Genomic DNA, 22009 nt, shown 5'->3' on the forward strand with positions numbered 1-22009 from the left:
GGTTCGACTGATACGTCGGACCGCTAGCCTGTCCCGATCGCAATGCCCGGCCGGGCGCCGGGCACGCTTCTTATTGTCTTGCCTCTCGCGAAGCGATCATGGCCGGGTGACCCGGCCATGCTGCGATTAAGCGAAGCTCTTCGCAAAACCTTCGACCACCGACTTCAGCTTGGCAGCCACGTCGTCGGAGAGGTCGCGGGTGTCGCGGATCGAATTGAGGATGTCGACGTTCTTGCCGCGCAGCAGCGACAGCAGGCCGTCCTCGAACGCGCGCACCTTGTTGACCGGGAGCGGATCGAGATAGCCGTTGGTGCCGGCCCAGATCACGCAGACCTGCTCTTCCATCTTCAGCGGCGCGAACTGCGGCTGCTTCAGGAGCTCGGTCAGGCGCGAGCCGCGGTTCAGCAGGCGCTGGGTCGAGGCGTCGAGATCGGAGCCGAACTGCGCGAACGCCGCCATTTCGCGGTACTGCGCGAGCTCGCCCTTGATCTTGCCGGCGACCTTCTTGGTGGCCTTGGTCTGTGCCGACGAGCCGACGCGCGACACCGACAGACCGACGTTCACCGCGGGACGGATGCCCTGGAAGAACAGGTCGGTTTCCAGGAAGATCTGACCGTCGGTGATCGAGATGACGTTGGTCGGAATGTAGGCCGACACGTCGTTGGCCTGGGTTTCGATGACCGGCAGTGCGGTCAGCGAGCCCGAGCCGTGATCCTTGCTGAGCTTGGCCGCGCGCTCGAGCAGACGGGAATGCAGGTAGAACACGTCGCCCGGATAGGCTTCGCGGCCCGGCGGGCGGCGCAGCAGCAGCGACATCTGGCGGTAGGCGACGGCCTGCTTGGACAGATCGTCATAGATGATGACCGCGTGCATGCCGTTGTCGCGGAAGAACTCGCCCATGGTGCAGGCGGTGAACGGCGCGATGTACTGCATCGGCGCCGGATCCGACGCGGTGGCGGCGACGACGATCGAATATTCGAGCGCGCCCTGCTCTTCCAGCACCTTCACGAACTGGGCAACCGTCGAGCGCTTCTGGCCGACCGCGACGTAGACGCAGTACAGCTTGATGTTCTCGTCGGGCTGCGCGTTGAGCGGCTTCTGGTTCAGGATGGTGTCGAGCGCGATCGCGGTCTTGCCGGTCTGACGGTCGCCGATGATCAGCTCGCGCTGGCCGCGGCCGATCGGGATCAGGGCGTCGATCGCCTTGAGGCCGGTCGCCATCGGCTCGCTCACCGACTTGCGCGGAATGATGCCGGGCGCCTTGACGTCGACGCGCATGCGCTTGTCGGCCTGGATCGGGCCCTTGCCGTCGATCGGATTGCCAAGCGCGTCGACGACGCGGCCGAGCAGGCCCTTGCCGACCGGCGCGTCCACGATGGCGCGGGTGCGCTTGACGGTCTGGCCTTCCTTGATCTCTCGGTCGCCGCCGAAGATCACGACGCCGACGTTGTCGGTTTCGAGGTTCAGCGCCATGCCGCGGGTGCCGTTCTCGAACTCGACCATCTCGCCGGCCTGGACGTTGTCCAGACCATAGACGCGAGCGATACCGTCGCCGACGGACAGCACCTGTCCGACTTCGGAGACTTCAGCTTCCTGGCCGAAATTCTTGATCTGGTCCTTGAGGATCGCGGAAATTTCCGCGGCGCGGATGTCCATCAGCCTGCCTCTTTCATCGCGTGCTTGATCGAATTGAGTTTGGTGCGAAGCGAACTATCGATCATGCGGCTGCCGAGCTTGACGACGAGGCCACCGATGATCGAGGGATCGACATTCACGTTGAGCGCGACGTCCTTGCCGGTCACCGACTTCAGGGCAACCTTGAGGGCGTCGAGATTCTTGTCCGAAAGCGTTTCCGCCACGGTGACGTCGGCCGTCACCTCGCCCTTGAACCTGGCGACCAGGGCCCGGTAGGCGCGAATGACGTCGACCACCGCAAACAGGCGGCGATTGGCGGTCAGGACCTTCAGGAAATTGGCGGTGATGCCGGCGATGCCGGCCTTGGCCAGCACGGCCGAAAGGGCCTTGGACTGGGCATCGGCCGCGAAAACCGGGCTGCGGACGAGGCGCTTTAGATCGGCGCTCTCATTCAGCATGGCCTCGAATTTCTCGAGATCGGCTTTGACCTCGTCGACCACTTTCTGGTCGCGGGCCAGTTCAAACAAGGCCGTTGCATAACGGCCGGACACACCTGAAACGGACGTATCTTCTGCAGCCACAGACGCGCTCTTTTTGCTGTCAAACTCGCAAGGGAAAAACCGTCGCCACAAAGCGGCGCCAAGCGATCCAAGCCCTTGGAATTCAAGCGGGACTTCGATTTCCGGCCGACACGGGAGGTGCCGGATCCGTGAAAATCGCGGCTTTGCTAACATAGCAGGCGCGCAGGTGCAACATGACGCCAAATTAAAGGCACGAGGTTCTGTCGCCAGTTCGTCGCACGCGGGATGCATCGATCACCACCTGATCCGACGACCGTATCAGGGACTTGAGCAAGGACATGGTGACGAGGTGCCGCGTCACGGAATTGTCGCGGCGGCTCTGCCGTGTCTCGCCTTGTTGGTTCCTGCTCTCAGCGCATAGCGGCCATGAACACGGATCGCTGAGGCGTGATTCTGGCCTCGCCAGCTCCACTCGCCGAATACTTACCCAATTCTAAATGCTCAAGGTGATGACTTCGCTTTTACAGTATTTTGAAGTATTTCATAGGTTAACAAATCGTTAAAGGCGAAGATTAAGGGGCATCGGCTGAATATCTTGTACCGGTAACAAGATATTTCATGACGACACAGAATGGATTTACTGCCCAATTCACGCCTCATTAGGAATCGAAACGCCAATCCGCTCACAAACTGATGGGGGCTCCACTAGCCACATGTGTGGCAATACTAGCTTAGGGACCACTAAATGCTGTCTTTGAAGACGCTGGGCTTTGTGACCCGGCCGCGCACGGCGATCGCTTTCATTGCCGCAACTCTTCTCATCGGTGGAACTGCCACCGAAGCTTCCGCCAAATCCCGGCATCACCGGCATCATCATCACCGCCACCACGCTCAGACCGATACCAACGCGACCTCCGATTGGCGCAACGCCAATGCGTCGATGACGCCGACCTCGGGCACGGGCCACAGCTTCTCCGGCATGGCCTCCTTTTACGGCAACGAGTCCGGCAGCCGCACGGCCTCGGGCCAGCGCTTCAACCAGAATGCTATGACCGCGGCGCACCGTTCGCTGCCGTTCGGCACCAAGCTGCGCGTCACCCACGGCGGCTCGAGCGTCGTCGTCACCATCAATGACCGTGGCCCGTTCATTCGCGGCCGGGTTCTCGACCTCTCCACGGGCGCTGCCCGCGCCATCGGCCTCACGGGTCGCGGCGTCGGCCGCGTCACCGCGGAAGTCGTCTCCTAAGGCGCGATAAAGCGTCCATCGAGCGCGCGCAGTTTTCATCAGTTTGATGCGCGCATGAAACAAGTCCGCGGTCTTGGGGGACCGCGGGCTTTTTTATTGGCACGTCGTAGCCCGAGCGGAGCGCAGCTGCCGTAGGGTGGGCAAAGCATTCTCCGGCGCTCGCAGAGCGGCGGCGGATGCGTGCCCACCAATTTCAGTGGTAGGCACGCTTACGCCTTCGTTCTTCGAACGAAGACGCGCGCTTTTGCGCACCCTACGAATGCGCGTGGCCCCTACAAAAAGCTCTGCGGATCGACGTCGACTTCGAGCTTCTGATTGCCCGTCGGCTTCGGGCAGACGGCGAGCCAGTTGCGCAAATAGTCCGAGAGGTCGAAACCGCGCGCCGATTTCACCAGGATGCGGAAGCGGTAGCGGCCCTTGATGACCGCGAGCGGCGCTTCCGCCGGGCCGAGCACCACGACGCGCTCGTCGCGCGGGGCGAGCGCGACGAGACGGCGGCCAAGGCCTTCGGCGCTCGGGCGGTCGCCGGCGGAGATGATCAGGCTGGCGAGCCGGCCGAACGGCGGATACAGCGTGCGTTCGCGCAGATCGATCTCGCTGTCGTAGAAGGCCTCGCGGTCGCAGGCGATCAGCGCCTTCATCACGGGATGATCGGGCTGGTGGGTCTGGAGATAGCCGACGCCGCGGCCCTGCTCGCGGCCAGCGCGGCCGATCACCTGGTTGAGCAATTGCCAGGTCCGTTCCGCCGCGCGCGGATCGCCGTTGGACAGGCCCAGATCCGCATCGACCACGCCGACCAGATTGAGCCGCGGGAAATTGTGGCCCTTGGCGACCAGCTGCGTGCCGATGATGATGTCGACGCGCCCCTCCGCGATCTCGGCAAGCTCGGAGCGCATGGTCTCGATCGAGGTGATCAGATCGCTCGACAGCACCATGGTGCGGGCTTGCGGGAATAGCGCGGCGGCCTCCTCCTGCAGGCGCTCGACGCCGGGGCCGACGGCAACGAGCGATTCCTCGGCCGAACAGTTCGGACAGAGATGCGGACGCGGCATCGAGAAGCCGCAATGATGGCAGACCAGGCGCTGGCGGAAGCGGTGATCGACCAGCCAGGCATCGCAGATGGTGCAGGCGAAGCGGTGGCCGCAGCCGCGGCACAGCGTCAGCGGCGCATAGCCGCGGCGATTGAGGAACAGCAGCGCCTGCTCGCGCTTCTCGATCGCGCCTCTGATTTCACCGGCCAGCCGCGGCGAGATGAAGCGGCCGCGCGCCGGCGGCTCGCGGCGCATGTCGATGGCCTCGATATGCGGCATGTGCTGGCCGCCGAAGCGCGAGGGCAGCGCGATTCGCTGATAGCGGTTCTTGCGCGCGTTGACCTCGGATTCGACCGACGGTGTCGCAGACGCCAGCACGACCGGAATCTTGGCGATATGCGCGCGCACCACCGCCATGTCGCGGGCATGATAATGCACGCCCTCGTCCTGCTTGTAGGCCTGATCGTGCTCCTCATCGACGACGATCAGGCCGAGATTGGCGTAGGGCAAAAACAGCGCCGAGCGCGCGCCGACCACGACCGGCGCGCTGCCTCCGGAGATCGCAGCCCAGTTGCGCGCGCGGGTGCGCGGCGTCAGCTCGGAATGCCATTCGATCGGCCGCACGCCGAAACGTTGCGCGAAACGATCGAGGAACTGGCCGGTGAGCGCGATCTCCGGCATCAGGATCAGCGATTGCCTGCCGCGGCGGATGGCTTCCGCGATCGCCTCGAAATAGACCTCGGTCTTGCCGGAGCCGGTGACGCCGTCGAGCAATGCGACGTGGAAGGTGCCGTTGGCGGCGAGCGCGCGCATCGTGTCGACCGCTGCGCGCTGCAGCGGGGTAAAGTCCGGCCGGCCGAAATCGGGATCGGGCACCGGCGGCGGGGCAGGCGGCGGCATCGGCTCGACCGTCAGCGTGCCTTCGTCGACCAGCCCGTCGATCACGCCCGAGGAGACGCCGGCCTCCTTGGCCGCTTCCGACTTGCCGTGCAGCAGCCGGTCCGACAGCACCTCGATCACGCGCTGTCGGGCCGGCGTGAGCCTTTTCGGCGGGTCGCCGACCAGCCGCACGCCGGGACGCACCCGCTCGGGGCCGAGATTCTCGCCCATCCGCAAGCACATGCGCAGCACCATGCCGCGCGGGCTCAGCGTGTAATTGGCGACCCAGTCGACCACCTGCCGCAGCTCGGGCTTGAGCGGCGGGATGTTGAGCTTCTCGCTGACCTCCTTGAGACGGTTGTGCAGGCGCGGATCCGGATTGGCGTTCTCCCCCCAGACCACGGCCAGCACCTCGCGCGGCCCGAGCGGCACGGCGACGAGATCGCCCGCCTTCAGCTCCATGCCGCGCGGCACCTTGTAGGAATAGGTCTGGTCGAGCGCGACCGGCACCAGCACGTCGACCATGCCGGTCGCGTTGGTGGGGGCGGTGGTGCTGCGCGAGGTGTGATCCATGAACGAAGAATCGGAACCGGGGCCTCAAGGCTAGCGCCCTGCGGCGGCCTTAGCGAACGATAAACGGATGTGATGCGATATACTGGGTGGAATCACCACGTCCAGTGCGCATGAGCAAAGCCGTCGCCCCACAAATCGAGCTGGCCAGCGCCGATCCCTCGATCGCGCAGGAGATGACGCGCTGGCTGTCGCATCTCGGCGCCGAGCGGCGGTTGTCGCCGAAGACGCTGGAAGCCTATGGCCGCGACTTGCGGCAGTGCCTGGATTTCCTTTGCAGCCATTGGGGCGAACGCGTGACGCTGAAGCGCTTCGCGGCGTTGGAGGCCACCGACGTCCGCGCCTTCATGGCGATGCGACGCGCCGACGACATCGCCGGCCGCAGCTTGATGCGTGCGCTCGCCGGGCTGCGCTCCTTCGGCCGCTTCCTCGAGCGCGAAGGCAAGGGCAAGGTCGGCGCACTCTCGGCGATCCGTGCGCCGAAGGTGGCCAAGACCTTGCCGAAGCCGTTGCCGATGGCATCGGCCAAACGCCTTGCCGATGCCGACGAGCGGGCCGGCGAGGATCGCGAGACCTGGATCCTGGCGCGCGACGCCGCGGTGATGGCGCTCTTGTACGGCTCGGGCCTGCGCATCTCCGAGGCGCTCGGCCTGAAGCGCCGCGAGGTGCCGCGTCCCGGCGAGGGCGACGTGCTGATCGTGACCGGCAAGGGCAACAAGACCCGCATGGTGCCGGTGCTGCAGAACGTGCTCGAGCTCGTTCAGGAATACGTCGCGATGTGCCCGTATCCGTTGCCGGCGGAAGGCCCGATCTTCGTCGGCGCGCGCGGCGGTCCGCTCAGTCCGCGCATCATCCAGCTCGCGATGGAGCGGCTGCGCGGCGCGCTCGGCCTGCCCGACAGCGCCACGCCGCACGCGCTGCGGCATTCCTTCGCCACGCATTTGCTGTCACGCGGCGGGGACCTGCGCGCCATCCAGGAATTGCTCGGCCATTCCTCGCTCTCGACCACGCAGATCTACACCGGCATCGATTCCGAGCGCCTGCTGGAAGTCTATGCCAGCGCGCATCCGCGGCGGTGAAGAATTGGCGCTGACACACTGACGTCATAACTGCCTTGCCTCTTGCGCAGGCCGCGCGGTTCGGTCAATCGTTGCGGAACCGAGGCAGGAGAGACTGATGAGCGCACATGAAAGCATGGAGCATGCCGAGCACGCCGAACACGCGTCCGGCTCGAACAAGAAGATCGCGCTCCTGATCGCCGTGCTGGCGCTCTTCCTGGCGATCTCGGAGACGCTCGGCAAGGGCGCCCAGACCGAATCGATCAGCAAGAACGTCGAGGCCGCCAATCTCTGGGCGTTCTTCCAGGCCAAGAGCATCCGCCGCACCGTGGTGATCACCGCCGCCGAGCAGGGCAAGCTCGCGCTCGCCGGCGCGGACGAGGCGCAGAAGCCCGCGGTGCAGAAGCAGGTCGACGACTGGACCAAGACCGCGCAGCGCTACCGCTCCGAGCCGGAGACCGGCGAAGGCACCGAGCAGCTCGCCGAGAAGGCCAAGCATGCCGAGCACGAGCGCGACGAGGCGACCGCGAAATACCATCACTTCGAGCTGGCGTCGGCCGCCTTCCAGATCGGCATCGTGCTGGCCTCGGCCACCATCATCACCGGCATGTTCGCGCTGGCCTATGTCGCCGGCATCCTGACGCTCGCCGGCCTGCTCATGACCAGCCTCGGCCTGTGGTGGCCGCATCTGGTGCATTTGCATTGATTGGTGCAACAGCGTTGCACCAACTCCGTCATCCTGAGGTGCGAGGAGCGCAGTGCATCAGCGCTGCGCCCGGAGCCTCGAAGGATGAACGGCCGAAATGCAGACGGGCCGTCGCCCTTCGAGGGCCGCTGAAGAAGCGGCCACCTCACGGTGACGGTGAGAGACTGAATGTGCGGGCAGCTACCGCGCCTGGTGCACGCTCTTCCTGAAACGCTGGATCACACGCAGCGTACGTGACGACCAGCCCTCGCCGTTGCCGGCGATCAGCTCGCGGATACGGCGCTTGATCGGGTCGACCAGCAGGTGCGCCTTGGCGCGGACCTTCATCACCAGATCGTAGATCCGCTCGAACCAGTGCATCTCCAAAAGCTTGTCGCGCGTCACGTCGAACACGAAGGCGGTGACGCCGACGCCCAGCAGCTTCGCGAAAACGATCGTGAAGACCGCGCTGGTCCAGTATTCATGCGTGAGCAGCCACAGGCCGACCAGCTTGAGCGGAAACAGCGGGACGATGGGGACCGCGAACACGATCAGCGTCATGGCCGGCGACAGCGCATCGACGCGCTCCGTCAGCCATTGCTTGAAACGTGCGAGCGGGACGGCTGCGACAACCCGCGCAACGATCGGCTCGAGATGGTCCCACAGCCAGGCTTCGATCAGGAAGATGATCGCAAGCAGGACCCAGACCGGTTGAAGAAGGCGGCGCAGCATGTGTTCCCCGCCCGATTTGGCGCTGGGCGCGTTGCTACATATGGATGGCTCGCTTGCCGACTGCAAGCGCGGCTTCCTTGATCGCCTCCGAGCGGGTCGGATGCGCGTGGCAGGTGCGCGCGAGATCCTCCGCACTGCCGCCAAACTCCATGAGAACGCACGCCTCATGGATCATTTCGCCGGCCTCGCGGCCGATAATGTGCACGCCGAGCACGCGATCGGTCTTCGCATCTGCGAGAATCTTCACAAAGCCGTCAGTGGTCTGGTTGACCTTGGAGCGGCCATTGGCGGTAAAGGGAAACTTCCCGACCGTGTAAGCTGTGCCCGCCTGCTTCAGCTCCTCCTCGGTCTTGCCGACGCAGGACACTTCCGGCGTGGTATACACGACGCCTGGGATCACATCGTAATTCACGTGCCCGGCCTGGCCGGCGATGATCTCGGCCACCGCCACGCCCTCGTCCTCGGCCTTGTGCGCTAGCATCGGCCCAGCGACGACGTCGCCGATGGCATAGACGCCCTTCAGGCTGGTGGCGAAATGCGGATCGATCTGGACGCGGCCGCGATTGTCCAGCGCGACGCCGGCCTCCTTCAGGCCAAGCGCGTCGGTGTAGGGGACGCGGCCGATGCAGACCAGAACGACGTCGGCTTCCAGCGTCTCGGCGGCGCCGCCGGCGGCGGGCTCGATGGTCGCCTTCAGCGTCTTGCCTGAACTGTCGACGGCGGTGACCTTGGCGCCAAGCTTGAACGCAAAGCCCTGCTTTTCCAGGATGCGCTGGAATTGCTTGGCGATCTCGCCGTCCATGCCGGGCAGGATGCGATCCAGGAATTCGACGACGACGACTTCGGCACCGAGACGATGCCAGACCGAACCGAGCTCGAGGCCGATCACGCCGGCGCCGACGATCAAGAGCTTGCCGGGCACCTTGTCGAGCGACAGCGCGCCGGTCGAGGACACGATGCGCTTCTCGTCGATCTCGATGCCCTTGAGACGCGCAATGTCCGAGCCGGTCGCTATCACGATGTTCTTCGTTTCGATCGTCTGCGACTTGCCGTCGGCGGAGACCGCGACCTTGCCGGTCCCCAGGATCTTGCCGGTGCCCTTGAGCACGTCGATCTTGTTCTTCTTCATCAGGAACTCGACGCCCTTGACGTTGCCGTCGATGCCCTGCTGCTTGAAGTTCATCATCGCGGGAAGATCGAGCTTCGGCGAGGAGACCGACACGCCCATCTTGGCGAAGGAGTGCCCGGCTTCCTCGAACATCTCGGACGCGTGCAGCAGCGCCTTCGACGGCATGCAGCCGACATTGAGGCAGGTGCCGCCGAGGGTTGCGTTCTTTTCGACCACGGCGACTTTCATGCCGAGCTGGGCTGCGCGCACCGCGCAGACATAACCGCCCGGTCCGGTGCCGATGACGACGAGATCGTAGGTAGCCATGAGAGAAAGTCCCGTAGGTTTAGCGTGATGGGGATGTGTCAGCGTCCGCGCGGCGCGTCAGCGTCCGCCGGACACATCGAGAGTTGCTGCGGTGATGTAGGAAGCCTCGTCCGACATCAGCCAGACGATGGCATTGGCGATTTCATCGGCGGTGCCGACGCGCTTCATCGGCACCATATGGGCCAGACGATGGGCGCGGTCGGGCTCGCCGCCGGCGGCGTGAATTTCCGTATCGATCAGGCCCGGCCGGATGCCCGCGACACGAATGCCTTCGCCCGCGACCTCATAGCCGAGGCCGGTGGTGAAGGAATCGATCGCGCCCTTGGACGCGGCATAGTCGACATAGGTGTTGGGCGCGCCGAGACGCGCCGCGACCGAAGACAGGTTGACGATGACGCCACCCTTGCCGCCGTGCTTGGTGGACATCCGCTTCACGGCCTCGCGCGCGCAGAGAATGGAGCCGGTGACGTTGACCGCGAGCACGCGCTGGATGCGCTCGGCCGACATCTCGTCGACCCGCACGCCGCTGGTGCCGACGATACCGCCATTGTTGACGAGCGCGGCCAACGTGCCGAACTTGTCGGCCTGCTTGAACAGATCGAGGATGTCGCCTTCCTCAGCGACATCGCATTTCACCGCGATCGCCTTGCCATTGCCGGCCTCGATCTGGGCGACAACCTCATCGGCGGCCTTCTTGTTGCTGGCATAGCCGACCACGACGCGATAGCCGCGCGCAGCCGCCGCAATCGCGGTCGCGCGGCCAATGCCACGGCTGCCGCCGGTGATGACAACGACTTTATCGGTCACATCAATCCCCACGAGTTCGAGCGCACTACGACGTCTTGCCCTCAAGAGCGGCCAATCGATCCAGCACGGACTTGTCCGTGAGGCTCACCAGATGGAACAGAATGAAGGGCGTGAGAAACGGAATCAGGCACCAAGCAGCAAAGCCGACCCCCTTACCTTTTCTTCGACTGATCGGAATCGCGAAGAAGAAAAAGATAAGGGTGGTCAGCAGGAACGGCACCATGGAAATGAGCGCATGCGCAAGCGACGGCTCCCCCATCGTCGCCTCCCTCAGAGATCGAGCACCAGGCGCGCCGGATCTTCCAGGCTCTCCTTGACGCGAACCAGGAAGGTGACGGCTTCCTTGCCGTCGATGACGCGGTGATCGTAGGACAGCGCCAGATACATCATCGGGCGAACCTCGATCTTGCCGCCGACGACCATCGGCCGCTCCTGGATCTTGTGCATGCCGAGGATGCCGGATTGCGGCGCGTTCAGGATCGGGGTCGACATCAGCGAGCCGTAGATGCCGCCATTGGTGATGGTGAAGGTGCCGCCCTGCATCTCGTCGATCTTGAGCTGGCCGTCGCGGGCGCGGCGGCCGAAATCGGCGATGCCCTTCTCGATGTCGGCGATCGACTTGTGGTCGCAGTCGCGCACCACGGGCACGACGAGACCCTTGTCGGTGCCGACGGCGACGCCGATGTGGTAGTAGTTCTTGTAGATCAAATCGGTGCCGTCGATCTCGGCGTTGACCGCCGGGATATCCTTCAGTGCCTGCACGACGGCCTTGGTGAAGAAGCCCATGAAGCCGAGCTTGGAGCCGTGCTTCTTCTCGAACGCATCCTTGTAGTGGGCACGCAGCGCCATCACGTTGGTCATGTCGACCTCGTTGAAGGTCGTCAGCATCGCCGCGGTGTTCTGCACGTCCTTGAGGCGGCGCGCGATGGTCTGGCGCAGGCGGGTCATCTTGACGCGCTCTTCGCGGGCGGCATCGTCTGCCGGTGACGGCGCACGCACCTGCACGGCGGCGGCGGGCTGGTTCACCGGGGTGGGCGCCGAGGCCGCACGCTCGATCGCGGCGAGCATGTCGCCCTTGGTGACGCGGCCGTCCTTGCCGGAGCCCGGAACGGTAGAGGCATCGACGCCGGTCTCGGCCGAGAGCTTGCGCACTGAGGGGGCGAGCGGCGCGTCGGCCGGCGGCGCCTTCGGCGCGCTAGGCGCCGGCGCGGAAGCAGCGGCGGCGGCAGGAGCGGCAGCGGCGGGCTTGGCGGGAGCCGCAGCGGGCTTGGCAGCGCCTGCGCCTTCCGTGATCTGTCCGAGCAGCGCGCCGACCGCGACGGTCGCGCCATCGGCCGCGACGATCTCGCTCAGCGTGCCGGCGGAGGGCGCCGGGACCTCGATGGTGACCTTGTCGGTCTCGAGCTCCACCAAGGGCTCGTCGACGGCAACAGGGTCGCCGGCCTTCTTGAACCAGCGGCCGATGGTGGCCTCGGTGACGGATTCGCCGAGCGTCGGCACACGAATTTCAGTCATGGTCTTTTCCTTAAGGGATCGCCGGTGCGGTCATAAGTCGGTCGTCAATGGCCCGCGAAAAGCAAGCCATCCGGCAAGCCGGACGTTCGTACACTGCACGGACATCGCGACGTACCGGATGCCCCGCCCCGGTGCGCTGGTTGCGCACGAGGCGGGGCATGACGCAGTTTAAAAAGTTCAGCTCAGTGCTTCGTCCAGGAACGCCTTCAGCTGTGCCTGATGCTTGGACATCAGACCAGTAGCGGTCGCGGCGGAAGCGGCGCGGCCGACATAACGCGGACGCCGGCTCGCGCCGTTCACCTGGTTCAGCACCCATTCCAGATAGGGCTCGATGAAGTGCCAGGCACCCATGTTGCGGGGCTCTTCCTGGCACCACACCACTTCGGCCTTCTTGAAGCGCGACAGCTCGGCCACCAGCGCCTTCAGCGGCACCGGATAGAGCTGCTCGACGCGCATCAGATAGATGTCGTCGATGCCGCGCTTCTCGCGCTCCTCGTAGAGGTCGTAATAGACCTTGCCGGAGCACAGCACGATGCGGCGGACCTTCTCGTCCGGCACGAGCTTGATGGCTTCGTTCGGCAGCATCTGGGCGTCATCATAGAGGATGCGGTGGAAGGTCGTGTCCTTCGCCAGTTCCTCGATGCGCGACACTGCCCGCTTGTGACGCAGCAGCGACTTGGGCGTCATCACGATCAGCGGCTTGCGGATCTCGCGATGAAGCTGGCGACGCAGCACGTGGAAGTAGTTCGCCGGCGTGGTCGGATAGACCACCTGCATGTTGTCTTCGGCGCACATCTGCAGGTAACGCTCGAGGCGCGCCGAGGAGTGCTCCGGTCCCTGACCCTCATAGCCGTGCGGCAGCAGGCAGACGAGGCCGGACATGCGCAGCCATTTGCGCTCGCCCGAGGAGATGAACTGGTCGAACACGACCTGCGCGCCGTTGGCGAAGTCGCCGAACTGGGCTTCCCAGAGGGTCAGCGTGTTCGGCTCGGCGAGCGAGTAGCCGTATTCGAAGCCGAGCACGGCTTCTTCCGACAGCAGCGAGTTGATGACCTCGTAATGGCCCTGCTCGTGGCCGAGATGGTTGAACGGCGTGTAGCGGCTCTCATCCTCCTGGTCGATCAGGACCGAGTGGCGCTGCGAGAAGGTGCCGCGCTCCGAATCCTGTCCGGACAGGCGGACGTGGTGGTTTTCCTGGAGCAGCGTACAGAACGCCAGCGCCTCGCCGGTCGCCCAGTCGATGCCCGCGTTGCCGTCGATCGCCTTGGCGCGATTTTCCAGGAAGCGCTGGATGGTGCGGTGGACGCGGAAACCATCCGGCACCTTGGTGATCTTGCGGCCGATGTCCTTGAGAACAGGCAGATCAACGCCGGTGACGCCGCGCCGCGCATCCTCTTCCTGATCGGCGATCTTGAAGCCGGACCACTTGCCGTCAAGCCAGTCGGCCTTGTTCGGCTTGTAGGAGGTGCCGGCCTCGAACTCGGCGTCGAGCCGCGCGCGCCAGTCGGCCTTCAGCTTGTCGACTTCACCCTCGGTGACCACGCCTTCGGCAATCAGGCGCTTGGAGTAGAGGGTGAGGGTCGAGGCATGGGCCGCGATCCGCTTGTACATCACCGGCTGAGTGAATGCCGGCTCGTCGCCCTCATTGTGGCCATAGCGGCGATAGCACCACATGTCGATGACGACGGGCTTGTGGAATTTCTGCCGGAATTCGATCGCGACCTTGGCCGCGAACACCACGGCTTCCGGATCGTCGCCGTTCACGTGGAAGATCGGCGCGTCGATCATCTTCGCCACATCCGACGGATAGGGCGAGGAGCGCGAGTAACGCGGATAGGTGGTGAAGCCGATCTGGTTGTTGACGATGAAGTGCACGGAACCGCCGGTGCGGTAGCCCTTCAGGTCGGACAGGCCGAAGCACTCGGCCACCACGCCCTGGCCGGCGAACGCGGCGTCGCCGTGCATCAAGAGCGGCATCACCGAGATGCGCATGTCGGGCGGATCGCCGTGCTGGTCCTGCTTGGCGCGGACCTTGCCGAGCACGACGGGATCGACGATCTCGAGATGCGAGGGGTTGGCGGTCAGCGACAGATGGATGCGGTTGCCGTCGAACTCGCGGTCCGAGGACGCGCCGAGGTGATATTTGACGTCGCCGGAGCCTTCGACCGCGTCGGGGTTGGCCGAGCCGCCCTTGAATTCGTGGAACAGGGCGCGGTGCGCCTTGCCCATCACCTGCGTCAGCACGTTGAGGCGGCCGCGATGCGGCATGCCCAGCACGATCTCCTTCACGCCGAGATTGCCACCGCGCTTGATGATCTGCTCGAGCGCCGGGATCAGCGATTCGGCGCCGTCGAGACCGAAGCGCTTGGTGCCGGTAAACTTGGTGTCGCAGAATTTTTCGAAGCCCTCGGCCTCGACCAGCTTCATCAGGATGGCGCGGCGACCTTCGCGGGTGAACGAGATCTCCTTGTCCGGACCCTCGATGCGCTCCTGGATCCAGGCCTTCTGCGCGGCATTGCTGATATGCATGAACTCGACGCCGAGCGTCTGGCAGTAGGTGCGTTCGCAGATCGCGGTGATCTCGCGCAAGCTGCCGTATTCGAGACCGAGCACGTGATCGAGGAAGATCTTGCGGTCGAAATCGGCTTCGCTGAAGCCGTAGGTACGCGGATCGAGCTCTTCGCGGTTGCGCTGGGCTTCGATGCCGAGCGGATCGAGCTTGGCATGGAAGTGACCGCGCATGCGGTAGGAGCGGATCAGCATCAGGGCGCGGACGGAGTCGCGCGTCGCCTGGAGCAGATCGGCGGAGGAGAGACCGGCGCCCTTGTCACCCCCCTTGGCCTGCGCCTTGGCGGCGATCTTGGCACCGACTGCCTTCTCGACCTCGGCCCAGTTGCCGTCGAGGGCGGAGGTGAGGTCATCCTGCGGGGTCAGCGGCCAGTTGTCGCGCTCCCAGGACGGCCCTTCGGCATTCTTCCGGACGTCGGAAGGCTGGTCGTTCAGGCTCTTGAAGAACTCCTGCCACTCGGCGTCGACCGAGGACGGGTCCTTCTCGTAGCGGGCGTAGATTTCGTCGATGTAGGTGGCGTTGGTGCCCTGCAAAAAGGATGACAGGGCAAAGGCTGCGTTCGCGTCCTGGCGAGACATACTGGAGTTCCTGGCGATTTCGGTTCGCGCATAATAAACGGCGCTGGCACCGAGCTCCCCGGCAGAGGCTCGGCGCGACAGGCACCCTTTACCCTATTTGCTGCGAAACTTCGCCCGGAAAAGCACGAAGAAGTGAATTAGCCCTTCAACTTTTCGGCAAGCGTATGGCCGAGGCGGGCGGGCGACGGGGACACTGTAATCCCTGCCGATTTCATCGCCTCGGTCTTGGAACCGGCGTCGCCCTTGCCGCCCGAGATGATCGCGCCGGCATGGCCCATGCGGCGGCCGGGAGGGGCGGTGACGCCGGCGATGAAGCCGACCATCGGCTTCTTGCGGCCGCGCTTGGCCTCGTCCTTGAGGAACTGGGCGGCGTCCTCCTCGGCGGAACCGCCGATCTCGCCGATCATGATGATCGACTCGGTCTTGGGGTCGGCCAGGAGCATTTCGAGGACGTCGATGAACTCGGTTCCCTTGACCGGGTCGCCGCCGATGCCGACCGCGGTGGTCTGGCCGAGGCCTTCCTGGGAGGTCTGGAACACGGCTTCATAGGTCAGCGTGCCCGAGCGGGAGACGATGCCGACCGAGCCGGTCTTGAAGATGTTGGCGGGCATGATGCCGATCTTGCACTCGCCGGCGGTCATGACGCCCGGGCAGTTCGGCCCGATCAGGCGCGACTTGGAGCCGGCCAGCGAACGCTTCACGCGGACCATGTCGACAACCGGAATGCCCTCGGTGATGCAGACGATCAGCGGGATCTCGGCGTCGATGGCTTCGCAGATCGCATCGGCCGCGCCCGGCGGCGGCACGTAGATCACCGATGCATCGGCGCCGGTCTTCTCACGCGCATCGCGCACGGTGTCGAACACCGGCAGGCCCAGATGCGTCGCGCCGCCTTTGCCCGGCGAGGTGCCGCCGACCATCTTGGTGCCGTAGGCAATCGCGGCCTCCGAGTGGAAGGTGCCGTTCTTGCCGGTGAAGCCCTGGCAGATGACCTTGGTGTTCTTGTCGATCAGGATGGACATGAGGTCTGCTTTCGCGAAACTAACAGAGTGAGAGGGTCAGTGGATGCGGCGGTAGACGCCAGTGAGCACGTCGGCCCAGCCTTCCGCGTCCGGCGAGAACTGGATCTTCAACGAGTAGGAATCCTCGTTGATAATTTCGTAGACGTGGCGCGCATTGCCGCGGAGCGAGCCGCGCACCAGCGTCAGGGTATTGCCGACCCACCCGCCGGAAGCGGGCGAAGGCGGCGTATAGCCGAGCGAGTCGTACCAGAACAGTTTGTAGGTCCGGTCGTCGCGGTCGTAGGTGAAGATGCCGTGGGTGGCGAAGATCTGCTTGCCGTCGCGCATCTGCACCGCGTCCTGGATCAGATAGAATCCATTCAGGTCCATGCGCGCGACGACGTGCGAAGTTGCCGGGCCGCCCGCCGTCCAGCGCGACGGGAAGACCACCTCTTCGCCATTCCATTCGCCGGCGAACGCGGCAAGACGCGCGTGCTCGGGAAGCGGAGATGATGCGGCGAGATGGTCCTGGGCCATGGCCTTAGCCTCCCTTGACGGCCTTCACGATCTTCTGCGCGGCGTCGTCGAGATTGTCGGCCGGCACCACGTTCAGGCCGGACTCTCGGATGATCTTCTTGCCGAGCTCGACATTGGTGCCTTCGAGGCGGACCACCAGCGGCACGCTGAGGCCGACTTCACGAACCGCAGCCGTAACGCCCTCGGCGATCACGTCGCACTTCATGATGCCGCCGAAGATGTTGACCAGGATGCCCTTCACGTTGGGATCGGCGGTGATGATCTTGAAGGCGGCCGCGACCTTCTCCTTGCTGGCGCTGCCGCCGACGTCGAGGAAGTTGGCCGGCGACATGCCGTAGAGCTTGATGATGTCCATCGTCGCCATGGCGAGACCGGCGCCGTTGACCATGCAGCCGATGTTGCCGTCGAGCGTGACGTAGTTGAGGTCGTACTTGGACGCCTCGATTTCCTTGGCGTCTTCCTCGGTCTCGTCGCGCAGCGCGAGCACCTCGGGATGACGGAACAGCGCGTTGTCGTCGAACGACACCTTGGCGTCGAGCACGCGGAGCTGGCCCTGCTTGGTCACAACCAGCGGGTTGATCTCCAGCATCGACATGTCCTTGGCGACGAAGGCCGCGTAGAGCTGCGCGGTGAGCTTCTCAGCCTGCTTGGCGAGATCGCCGGAGAGCTTCAGCGCATTCGCAACCGTGCGGCCGTGATGGCCCATGACGCCGGTGGCGGGATCGACCGAGAAGGTCACGATCTTCTCAGGATTGTTGTGCGCGACGTCCTCGATGTTGACGCCACCCTCGGTCGAGACGACGAAGGAGACGCGCGAGGTCTCGCGGTCGACCAGGATCGAGAGGTAGAATTCCTTGTCGATGTCGGAGCCGTCCTCGATGTAGAGGCGGTTGACCTGCTTGCCGGCGGGACCGGTCTGGATCGTCACCAGCGTGGCGCCGAGCATCTGCTTGGCGAACTCGGCGACCTCGGCGGCCGACTTGGCGATGCGGACGCCGCCCTTGTCGCCGGCCGAGGCTTCCTTGAACTTGCCCTTGCCGCGGCCACCGGCGTGGATCTGGCTCTTCACCACATAGACCGGACCGGGCAGCGCCTTGGCGGCGGCTTCCGCGTCAGTGGCCTTGAGGACCGGCACGCCCTTGGAGATCGGCACGCCGAACTCACCCAGCAGCGCTTTGGCCTGATATTCATGGATATTCATATGGTCGCTCCCTGAACCCGCGGGCGGTGACCTCTAGGGCCCACCTCAGTCTTGTGGCTGGCATACCATATACCACAGGAACTGCAACCCGGATTCTTTGACATCGATCTCTTGGACTGCTGACCCGGAACCTGTCCCGACAACCGGGCCCCGGAAATGAAACCGCCGAAGACCGGTTTTCGGACTTCGGCGGGAAGTGTTTGGCTCTTAGCGGCCGAGAAGATCGGGGGCGATCTTCTTGCAGGCGTCGACCAGGCCCTGCACCGCGCCGACCGACTTGTCGAAGGCCTCGCGGTCCTTGCCGGCGAGCTCAATCTCGACGACGCGCTCGACGCCCTTGGAGCCAATCACGACGGGCACGCCGACATACATGTCCTTCACGCCGTATTCGCCGTTCAGGTACGCGGCCGAGGGCAGCACGCGCTTCTTGTCACGCAGATAGCTCTCGGCCATCGCGATCGCGGACGCGGCAGGCGCATAGAAGGCCGAGCCGGTCTTGAGCAGGTTGACGATCTCGGCGCCGCCGTTGCGGGTGCGGTCGACGATCTCGTCGAGACGCGCCTGCGAGGTCCAGCCCATCTTGACGAGGTCGGGCAGCGGAATGCCGGCGACGGTGGAGTACTTCACCAGCGGCACCATGGTGTCGCCATGGCCACCGAGCACGAAGGCGGTGACGTCCTCGACCGAGACGTTGAACTCGTCGGCCAGGAAGTAGCGGAAGCGGGCCGAATCCAGCACGCCGGCCATGCCGACGACCTTCTTGTGCGGCAGGCCCGAAGCCTTCTGCAGCGCCCAGACCATCGCGTCGAGCGGGTTGGTGATGCAGATGACGAAGGCGTCGGGGGCGTACTTCTTGATGCCAGCGCCGACCTGCTCCATGACCTTGAGGTTGATGGAGAGAAGATCGTCGCGGCTCATGCCGGGCTTGCGCGGCACGCCGGCAGTGACGATGCAGACCTTGGCGTTGTCGAGCGCCTCGTAGGAGTTCGCGCCGGTGTAGTGCGCGTCAAAGCCGTCGACCGGCGAGGACTGCGCGATGTCGAGCGCCTTGCCCTGCGGCACGCCTTCGGCGATGTCGAACATCACCACGTCGCCCAGCTCCTTCAGGCCGATGAGATGAGCCAGCGTTCCGCCGATCTGACCGGAGCCAATCAAAGCAATCTTGTCGCGCGCCATGTGAGCCTGTCCTTTAGACACGTAAGGTGGGGAAAACTGAGAGGGTGGTTATCCCTTTCGCCTCCCCCGTTCAAGTCGCCGGATGCCCAATTGTCGGGCTTGGCGCGATTCCAACCCGCAGACCTAAAGCCGTCATTCCGGGGCACCCGCGCCATTGCACGGGCGAACCCGAAATCTCGAAATGGTAGCGCGAGAATCCGGGTTCGTGCTGGTGCGCGCCCCGGAATGACAGGGCTGGCAAATAGGACTTAAGTCTCCACCAGCCCCTTGGTGGAGCCGCTTGCGGTGGAATCCTTGCGGCCGTGAGCCAGCGCCAGATAGGATTCCGAGCTCATCTCGATCAGGCGCGACGCCGTCCGCTTGAACTCCATGGCCTCAACGCCCTCATGGGCCAGGTAGAGCGAAATCGGGTTGGCATCGGCCGAGGCCATCAGCTTCACGGCATTGTCATAGAGCGCGTCGATCAGCGTGATGAAGCGCTTGGCGGCGTTGCGCTGGGACTGGTCCATCACTGGAATATGGTCGACCAGGATGGTGTGATAGTCGTGCGCCAGCCTGAGGTAGTCGGATGCGCCCAGCGGCTTCTCGCAGAGATCGGCAAACGAGAACCGCGCCACGCCATGGGCCGAGCACGGCACGTGCAGGATGCGGCCCTTGATCGAAATATCGCGCGACTTGCATTTGGCGCTGCCCGACATCCGCGACCAGGCGCGGTCGAGCGCCGCGTCCGCATCAGCGTCCGCTGGCGTCAGCCACATCGGCACGCCCTGAAGTTTTTCCAACCGGAAGTCGGTGCGCGCATCGAGCCGCGCGACGTCCATGTGGTCGGTGATCTGCTTGATGAAGGGCAGGAACAGCGACCGGTTCAAGCCGCCCTTGTAGAGATCATCAGGCGCGACGTTGGAGGTCGCGACCACGACGGTGCCGAGCTCGAACAATTTGGCGAACAGGCGTCCGAGGATCATCGCATCCGCGATGTCGGTGACGTGGAATTCGTCGAAGCAGAGCAGCCAGCTCTCCTCGAAGATCGCGTTCGCGGTCAGCGCGATGACGTCGCTATCGGCGATCTCGCCGCGCGCGATGCTCTGGCGATAGTCGTAGATGCGCTCATGCACGTCGGCCATGAATTCGTGGAAATGCGCCCGCCGCTTGTGCTCGACCGAGGCGTGCTGGAAGAACAGATCCATCAGCATGGTCTTGCCGCGGCCGACCTCGCCATGGATGTAGAGCCCGCGCGGCGCCTCATCCTTGTCACTGCTGAACAGGCGGGCGAGCAGGCCCTGCTTGCGCTGCGGCTTGTAGTCCGCGAGCCGCAGGTCGAGCGCCGCATAGGCTTCGGCAACCTCGGCCTGCGCAGCATCGGGCTCGATCGCGCCGGAGGCGATCTGGGCCTGATAGGCTTCGCTGAAGGGAGAACTGGGGGTCGAGAGCATGGCCCTTTACCGCCAGAGACCGGCGGAAATTGCAACCGCGTATTGGCGCAACGGCTTATGCGCTTGATTTTCAGAGGAGATCGCCGACCTTGGACGCCCTCCTAGCCTATTACGCGCCATTTAGGTAGAATATACCTATTTAGGAACTAAGGATCCTCATATGGCCCTGAGCATCAAGGACCCCGAAACCGAGCGGTTGGCACGGAGTCTCGCGCAACTGACTGGCGAGAACATCACGACCGCGACCAAGCGCGCCATAGAGGAGCGGCTGCGTCGGCTCGGGGGTCAAACGCGCAAAGACGCGCTACTGGAAGACATGGCCGAGATCAGGCGTCGCTGGAGCGAAATGCGCGTCGTGGACGACCGCACGCCTGAGGAAATTCTCGGATACGACGAGTATGGATTGCCACGCTGATGGTGATCGACACATCGGCGATCGTGGCAATCGCGCTCAACGAAGACGATGCAGCCGATATTGAGCGACTGATTGTGGATGATCCGATCCGCCTGATCTCTGCAGCCACGGTGCTTGAAGCAACGATGGTGATCGAAACCCGGCTGGGCGATTCAGGCGGGCGTGAGTTCGATCTCTGGCTCGTCAAGCTCGGTGCAGAGATCGTCGCGGTCGATGCCGTGCAAGTCGATGCCGCACGGCGCGCCTGGCGGCGCTACGGCAAGGGGCGTCACGCCGCGTCGCTCAACTACGGCGATTGCCTCTCTTACGCGCTGGCTATGACTCGCGGCGAACCTTTGCTTTTCAAAGGCGAAGACTTCGCAATGACCGATATCAGTCGAGCAGGCGCTGCGCCGCTGCGGTAACGCCGCCGAGTTTGGGAGCCTACTCACACAGCTCGTAGGCGTCCTCGACCACATACGGCCCGCCGCCAGTGGAGGCGCGCGACGAGAACAGCACAAACCGCTCCGCCATGAACGCCTTGCTCGGGAAGTAGCCACGCAGCGAGAGATAGTCGGCGACGTCGCGATCGGAGGCATCGTGCAGCCGGGCGAGCGTGACATGCGGGATGAACTTGCGGCCTTCAGGGTTGAGACCGATCCGCTGCATCATGCGCTCGAGCTCGGCCTGCAATTCCATCAGCGGCCTGCTCGGTGCGATCGTCGCAACGACCGCTCTCGGCTTGCGGCCGCCAAAACTCGTCAGCCCCTGCACCTTCACCTCGAAGGGCTTGCGGTCGACGCGAAACAGCATCGATGCGATCTCGTTGGCGGACAGGCCGTCGATATCGCCGATGAAGCGCAGGGTGACGTGATAATTTTCGGGATCGATCCAGCGGGCGCCGGGAAGGCCACCCCGCAAATTGGAAAGCGTCTGGCTGACTTCGGCCGGGATTTCCAGACCAGTGAACAAACGCGGCATCGTTTCGCACTCCCGATGCTTGGGC

General features: G+C 64.4%; 20 protein-coding genes. 5 read left to right on the top strand and 15 right to left on the bottom strand.

Annotated features, from left to right (window positions below):
• Positions 1-126 precede the first annotated feature (126 nt).
• Positions 127-1656 (bottom strand): F0F1 ATP synthase subunit alpha, encoded by a 1530-nt coding sequence (atpA, locus tag GGD67_RS09120; RefSeq protein WP_018318858.1) that lies wholly within the window; start codon positions 1654-1656, stop codon positions 127-129.
• Positions 1656-2216 (bottom strand): F0F1 ATP synthase subunit delta, encoded by a 561-nt coding sequence (locus GGD67_RS09125; protein WP_092261423.1) that lies wholly within the window; start codon positions 2214-2216, stop codon positions 1656-1658. Before GGD67_RS09125 ends, atpA begins: the two co-directional genes overlap by 1 nt.
• A gap of 685 nt (positions 2217-2901) precedes the next feature.
• Here GGD67_RS09125 and GGD67_RS09130 point away from each other — a divergent pair.
• Positions 2902-3402, top strand: coding sequence for a septal ring lytic transglycosylase RlpA family protein (locus GGD67_RS09130; RefSeq protein ID WP_018318860.1), 501 nt, complete (start codon positions 2902-2904; stop codon positions 3400-3402).
• Positions 3403-3674: 272 nt separating this feature from the next.
• On the opposite strand, the gene GGD67_RS09135 is transcribed toward GGD67_RS09130, so the two are convergent.
• On the bottom strand, positions 3675-5885 hold the full coding sequence (locus GGD67_RS09135; RefSeq protein WP_179732292.1) for a primosomal protein N': 2211 nt from the start codon (positions 5883-5885) through the stop codon (positions 3675-3677).
• A gap of 110 nt (positions 5886-5995) precedes the next feature.
• Here GGD67_RS09135 and GGD67_RS09140 point away from each other — a divergent pair, with 110 nt between their 5' ends.
• On the top strand, positions 5996-6961 hold the full coding sequence (locus GGD67_RS09140; RefSeq protein ID WP_097669016.1) for a tyrosine recombinase XerC: 966 nt from the start codon (positions 5996-5998) through the stop codon (positions 6959-6961).
• 97 nt (positions 6962-7058) lie between these two features.
• Positions 7059-7646 (top strand): DUF4337 domain-containing protein, encoded by a 588-nt coding sequence (locus GGD67_RS09145; RefSeq protein WP_018318863.1) that lies wholly within the window; start codon positions 7059-7061, stop codon positions 7644-7646.
• A 180-nt stretch (positions 7647-7826) separates the two neighbouring features.
• On the opposite strand, the gene GGD67_RS09150 is transcribed toward GGD67_RS09145, so the two are convergent.
• The 11 genes from GGD67_RS09150 to zapE all read right to left on the bottom strand — a co-directional run bounded on the left by GGD67_RS09150 (position 7827) and on the right by zapE (position 20609).
• The gene (locus tag GGD67_RS09150) at positions 7827-8357 is read right to left on the bottom strand and encodes a hypothetical protein (RefSeq protein WP_179732294.1); all 531 of its coding nucleotides are present in this window, start codon (positions 8355-8357) and stop codon (positions 7827-7829) included.
• A 34-nt stretch (positions 8358-8391) separates the two neighbouring features.
• The gene (gene lpdA / locus GGD67_RS09155) at positions 8392-9792 is read right to left on the bottom strand and encodes a dihydrolipoyl dehydrogenase (RefSeq protein WP_179732296.1); all 1401 of its coding nucleotides are present in this window, start codon (positions 9790-9792) and stop codon (positions 8392-8394) included.
• Between the two features lie 57 nt (positions 9793-9849).
• Entirely contained in the window at positions 9850-10599 is a 750-nt protein-coding gene (locus GGD67_RS09160) for an SDR family oxidoreductase (protein WP_063685015.1), read from the bottom strand.
• 25 nt (positions 10600-10624) lie between these two features.
• A complete protein-coding gene (locus GGD67_RS09165; protein WP_018318867.1) occupies positions 10625-10858 on the bottom strand; it encodes a hypothetical protein in 234 nt (77 codons plus the stop codon).
• Positions 10859-10869: 11 nt separating this feature from the next.
• On the bottom strand, positions 10870-12114 hold the full coding sequence (gene odhB, locus GGD67_RS09170; protein WP_179732298.1) for a 2-oxoglutarate dehydrogenase complex dihydrolipoyllysine-residue succinyltransferase: 1245 nt from the start codon (positions 12112-12114) through the stop codon (positions 10870-10872).
• Positions 12115-12291: 177 nt separating this feature from the next.
• Positions 12292-15261 (bottom strand): 2-oxoglutarate dehydrogenase E1 component, encoded by a 2970-nt coding sequence (locus GGD67_RS09175; RefSeq protein WP_018318869.1) that lies wholly within the window; start codon positions 15259-15261, stop codon positions 12292-12294.
• Positions 15262-15398: 137 nt separating this feature from the next.
• A complete protein-coding gene (gene sucD, locus GGD67_RS09180; protein ID WP_018318870.1) occupies positions 15399-16283 on the bottom strand; it encodes a succinate--CoA ligase subunit alpha in 885 nt (294 codons plus the stop codon).
• Between the two features lie 36 nt (positions 16284-16319).
• Positions 16320-16799 (bottom strand): DUF1579 family protein, encoded by a 480-nt coding sequence (locus GGD67_RS09185; protein WP_018318871.1) that lies wholly within the window; start codon positions 16797-16799, stop codon positions 16320-16322.
• A gap of 4 nt (positions 16800-16803) precedes the next feature.
• Positions 16804-18000: an ADP-forming succinate--CoA ligase subunit beta gene (gene sucC / locus GGD67_RS09190; RefSeq protein WP_018318872.1), complete on the bottom strand. Its 1197-nt coding sequence runs from the start codon at positions 17998-18000 to the stop codon at positions 16804-16806.
• A gap of 207 nt (positions 18001-18207) precedes the next feature.
• Positions 18208-19176, bottom strand: a complete 969-nt coding sequence (gene mdh / locus GGD67_RS09195) for a malate dehydrogenase (RefSeq protein ID WP_008145224.1) — start codon at positions 19174-19176, stop codon at positions 18208-18210.
• 248 nt (positions 19177-19424) lie between these two features.
• Entirely contained in the window at positions 19425-20609 is a 1185-nt protein-coding gene (zapE, locus tag GGD67_RS09200; RefSeq protein WP_018318873.1) for a cell division protein ZapE, read from the bottom strand.
• 160 nt (positions 20610-20769) lie between these two features.
• On the opposite strand from zapE, the gene GGD67_RS09205 reads away from it, so the two are divergent.
• Positions 20770-21024, top strand: coding sequence for a type II toxin-antitoxin system VapB family antitoxin (locus GGD67_RS09205; protein WP_179732300.1), 255 nt, complete (start codon positions 20770-20772; stop codon positions 21022-21024).
• Entirely contained in the window at positions 21024-21428 is a 405-nt protein-coding gene (locus GGD67_RS09210) for a type II toxin-antitoxin system VapC family toxin (protein WP_179732302.1), read from the top strand. The genes GGD67_RS09205 and GGD67_RS09210 overlap by 1 nt, the downstream gene beginning before the upstream one ends.
• Before the next feature lie 19 nt (positions 21429-21447).
• Here GGD67_RS09210 and thpR read toward each other — a convergent pair whose 3' ends face one another.
• Positions 21448-21984 carry an RNA 2',3'-cyclic phosphodiesterase gene (thpR, locus tag GGD67_RS09215; RefSeq protein ID WP_026202086.1) on the bottom strand — a complete coding sequence of 179 codons (537 nt, stop codon included), beginning with the start codon at positions 21982-21984 and terminating at the stop codon, positions 21448-21450.
• Between the last annotated feature and the right edge of the window lie 25 nt (positions 21985-22009).

The organism is Bradyrhizobium sp. IAR9 (genome assembly GCF_013408065.1).
In the GTDB taxonomy this organism is placed as follows: Bacteria; Pseudomonadota; Alphaproteobacteria; order Rhizobiales; family Xanthobacteraceae; genus Bradyrhizobium.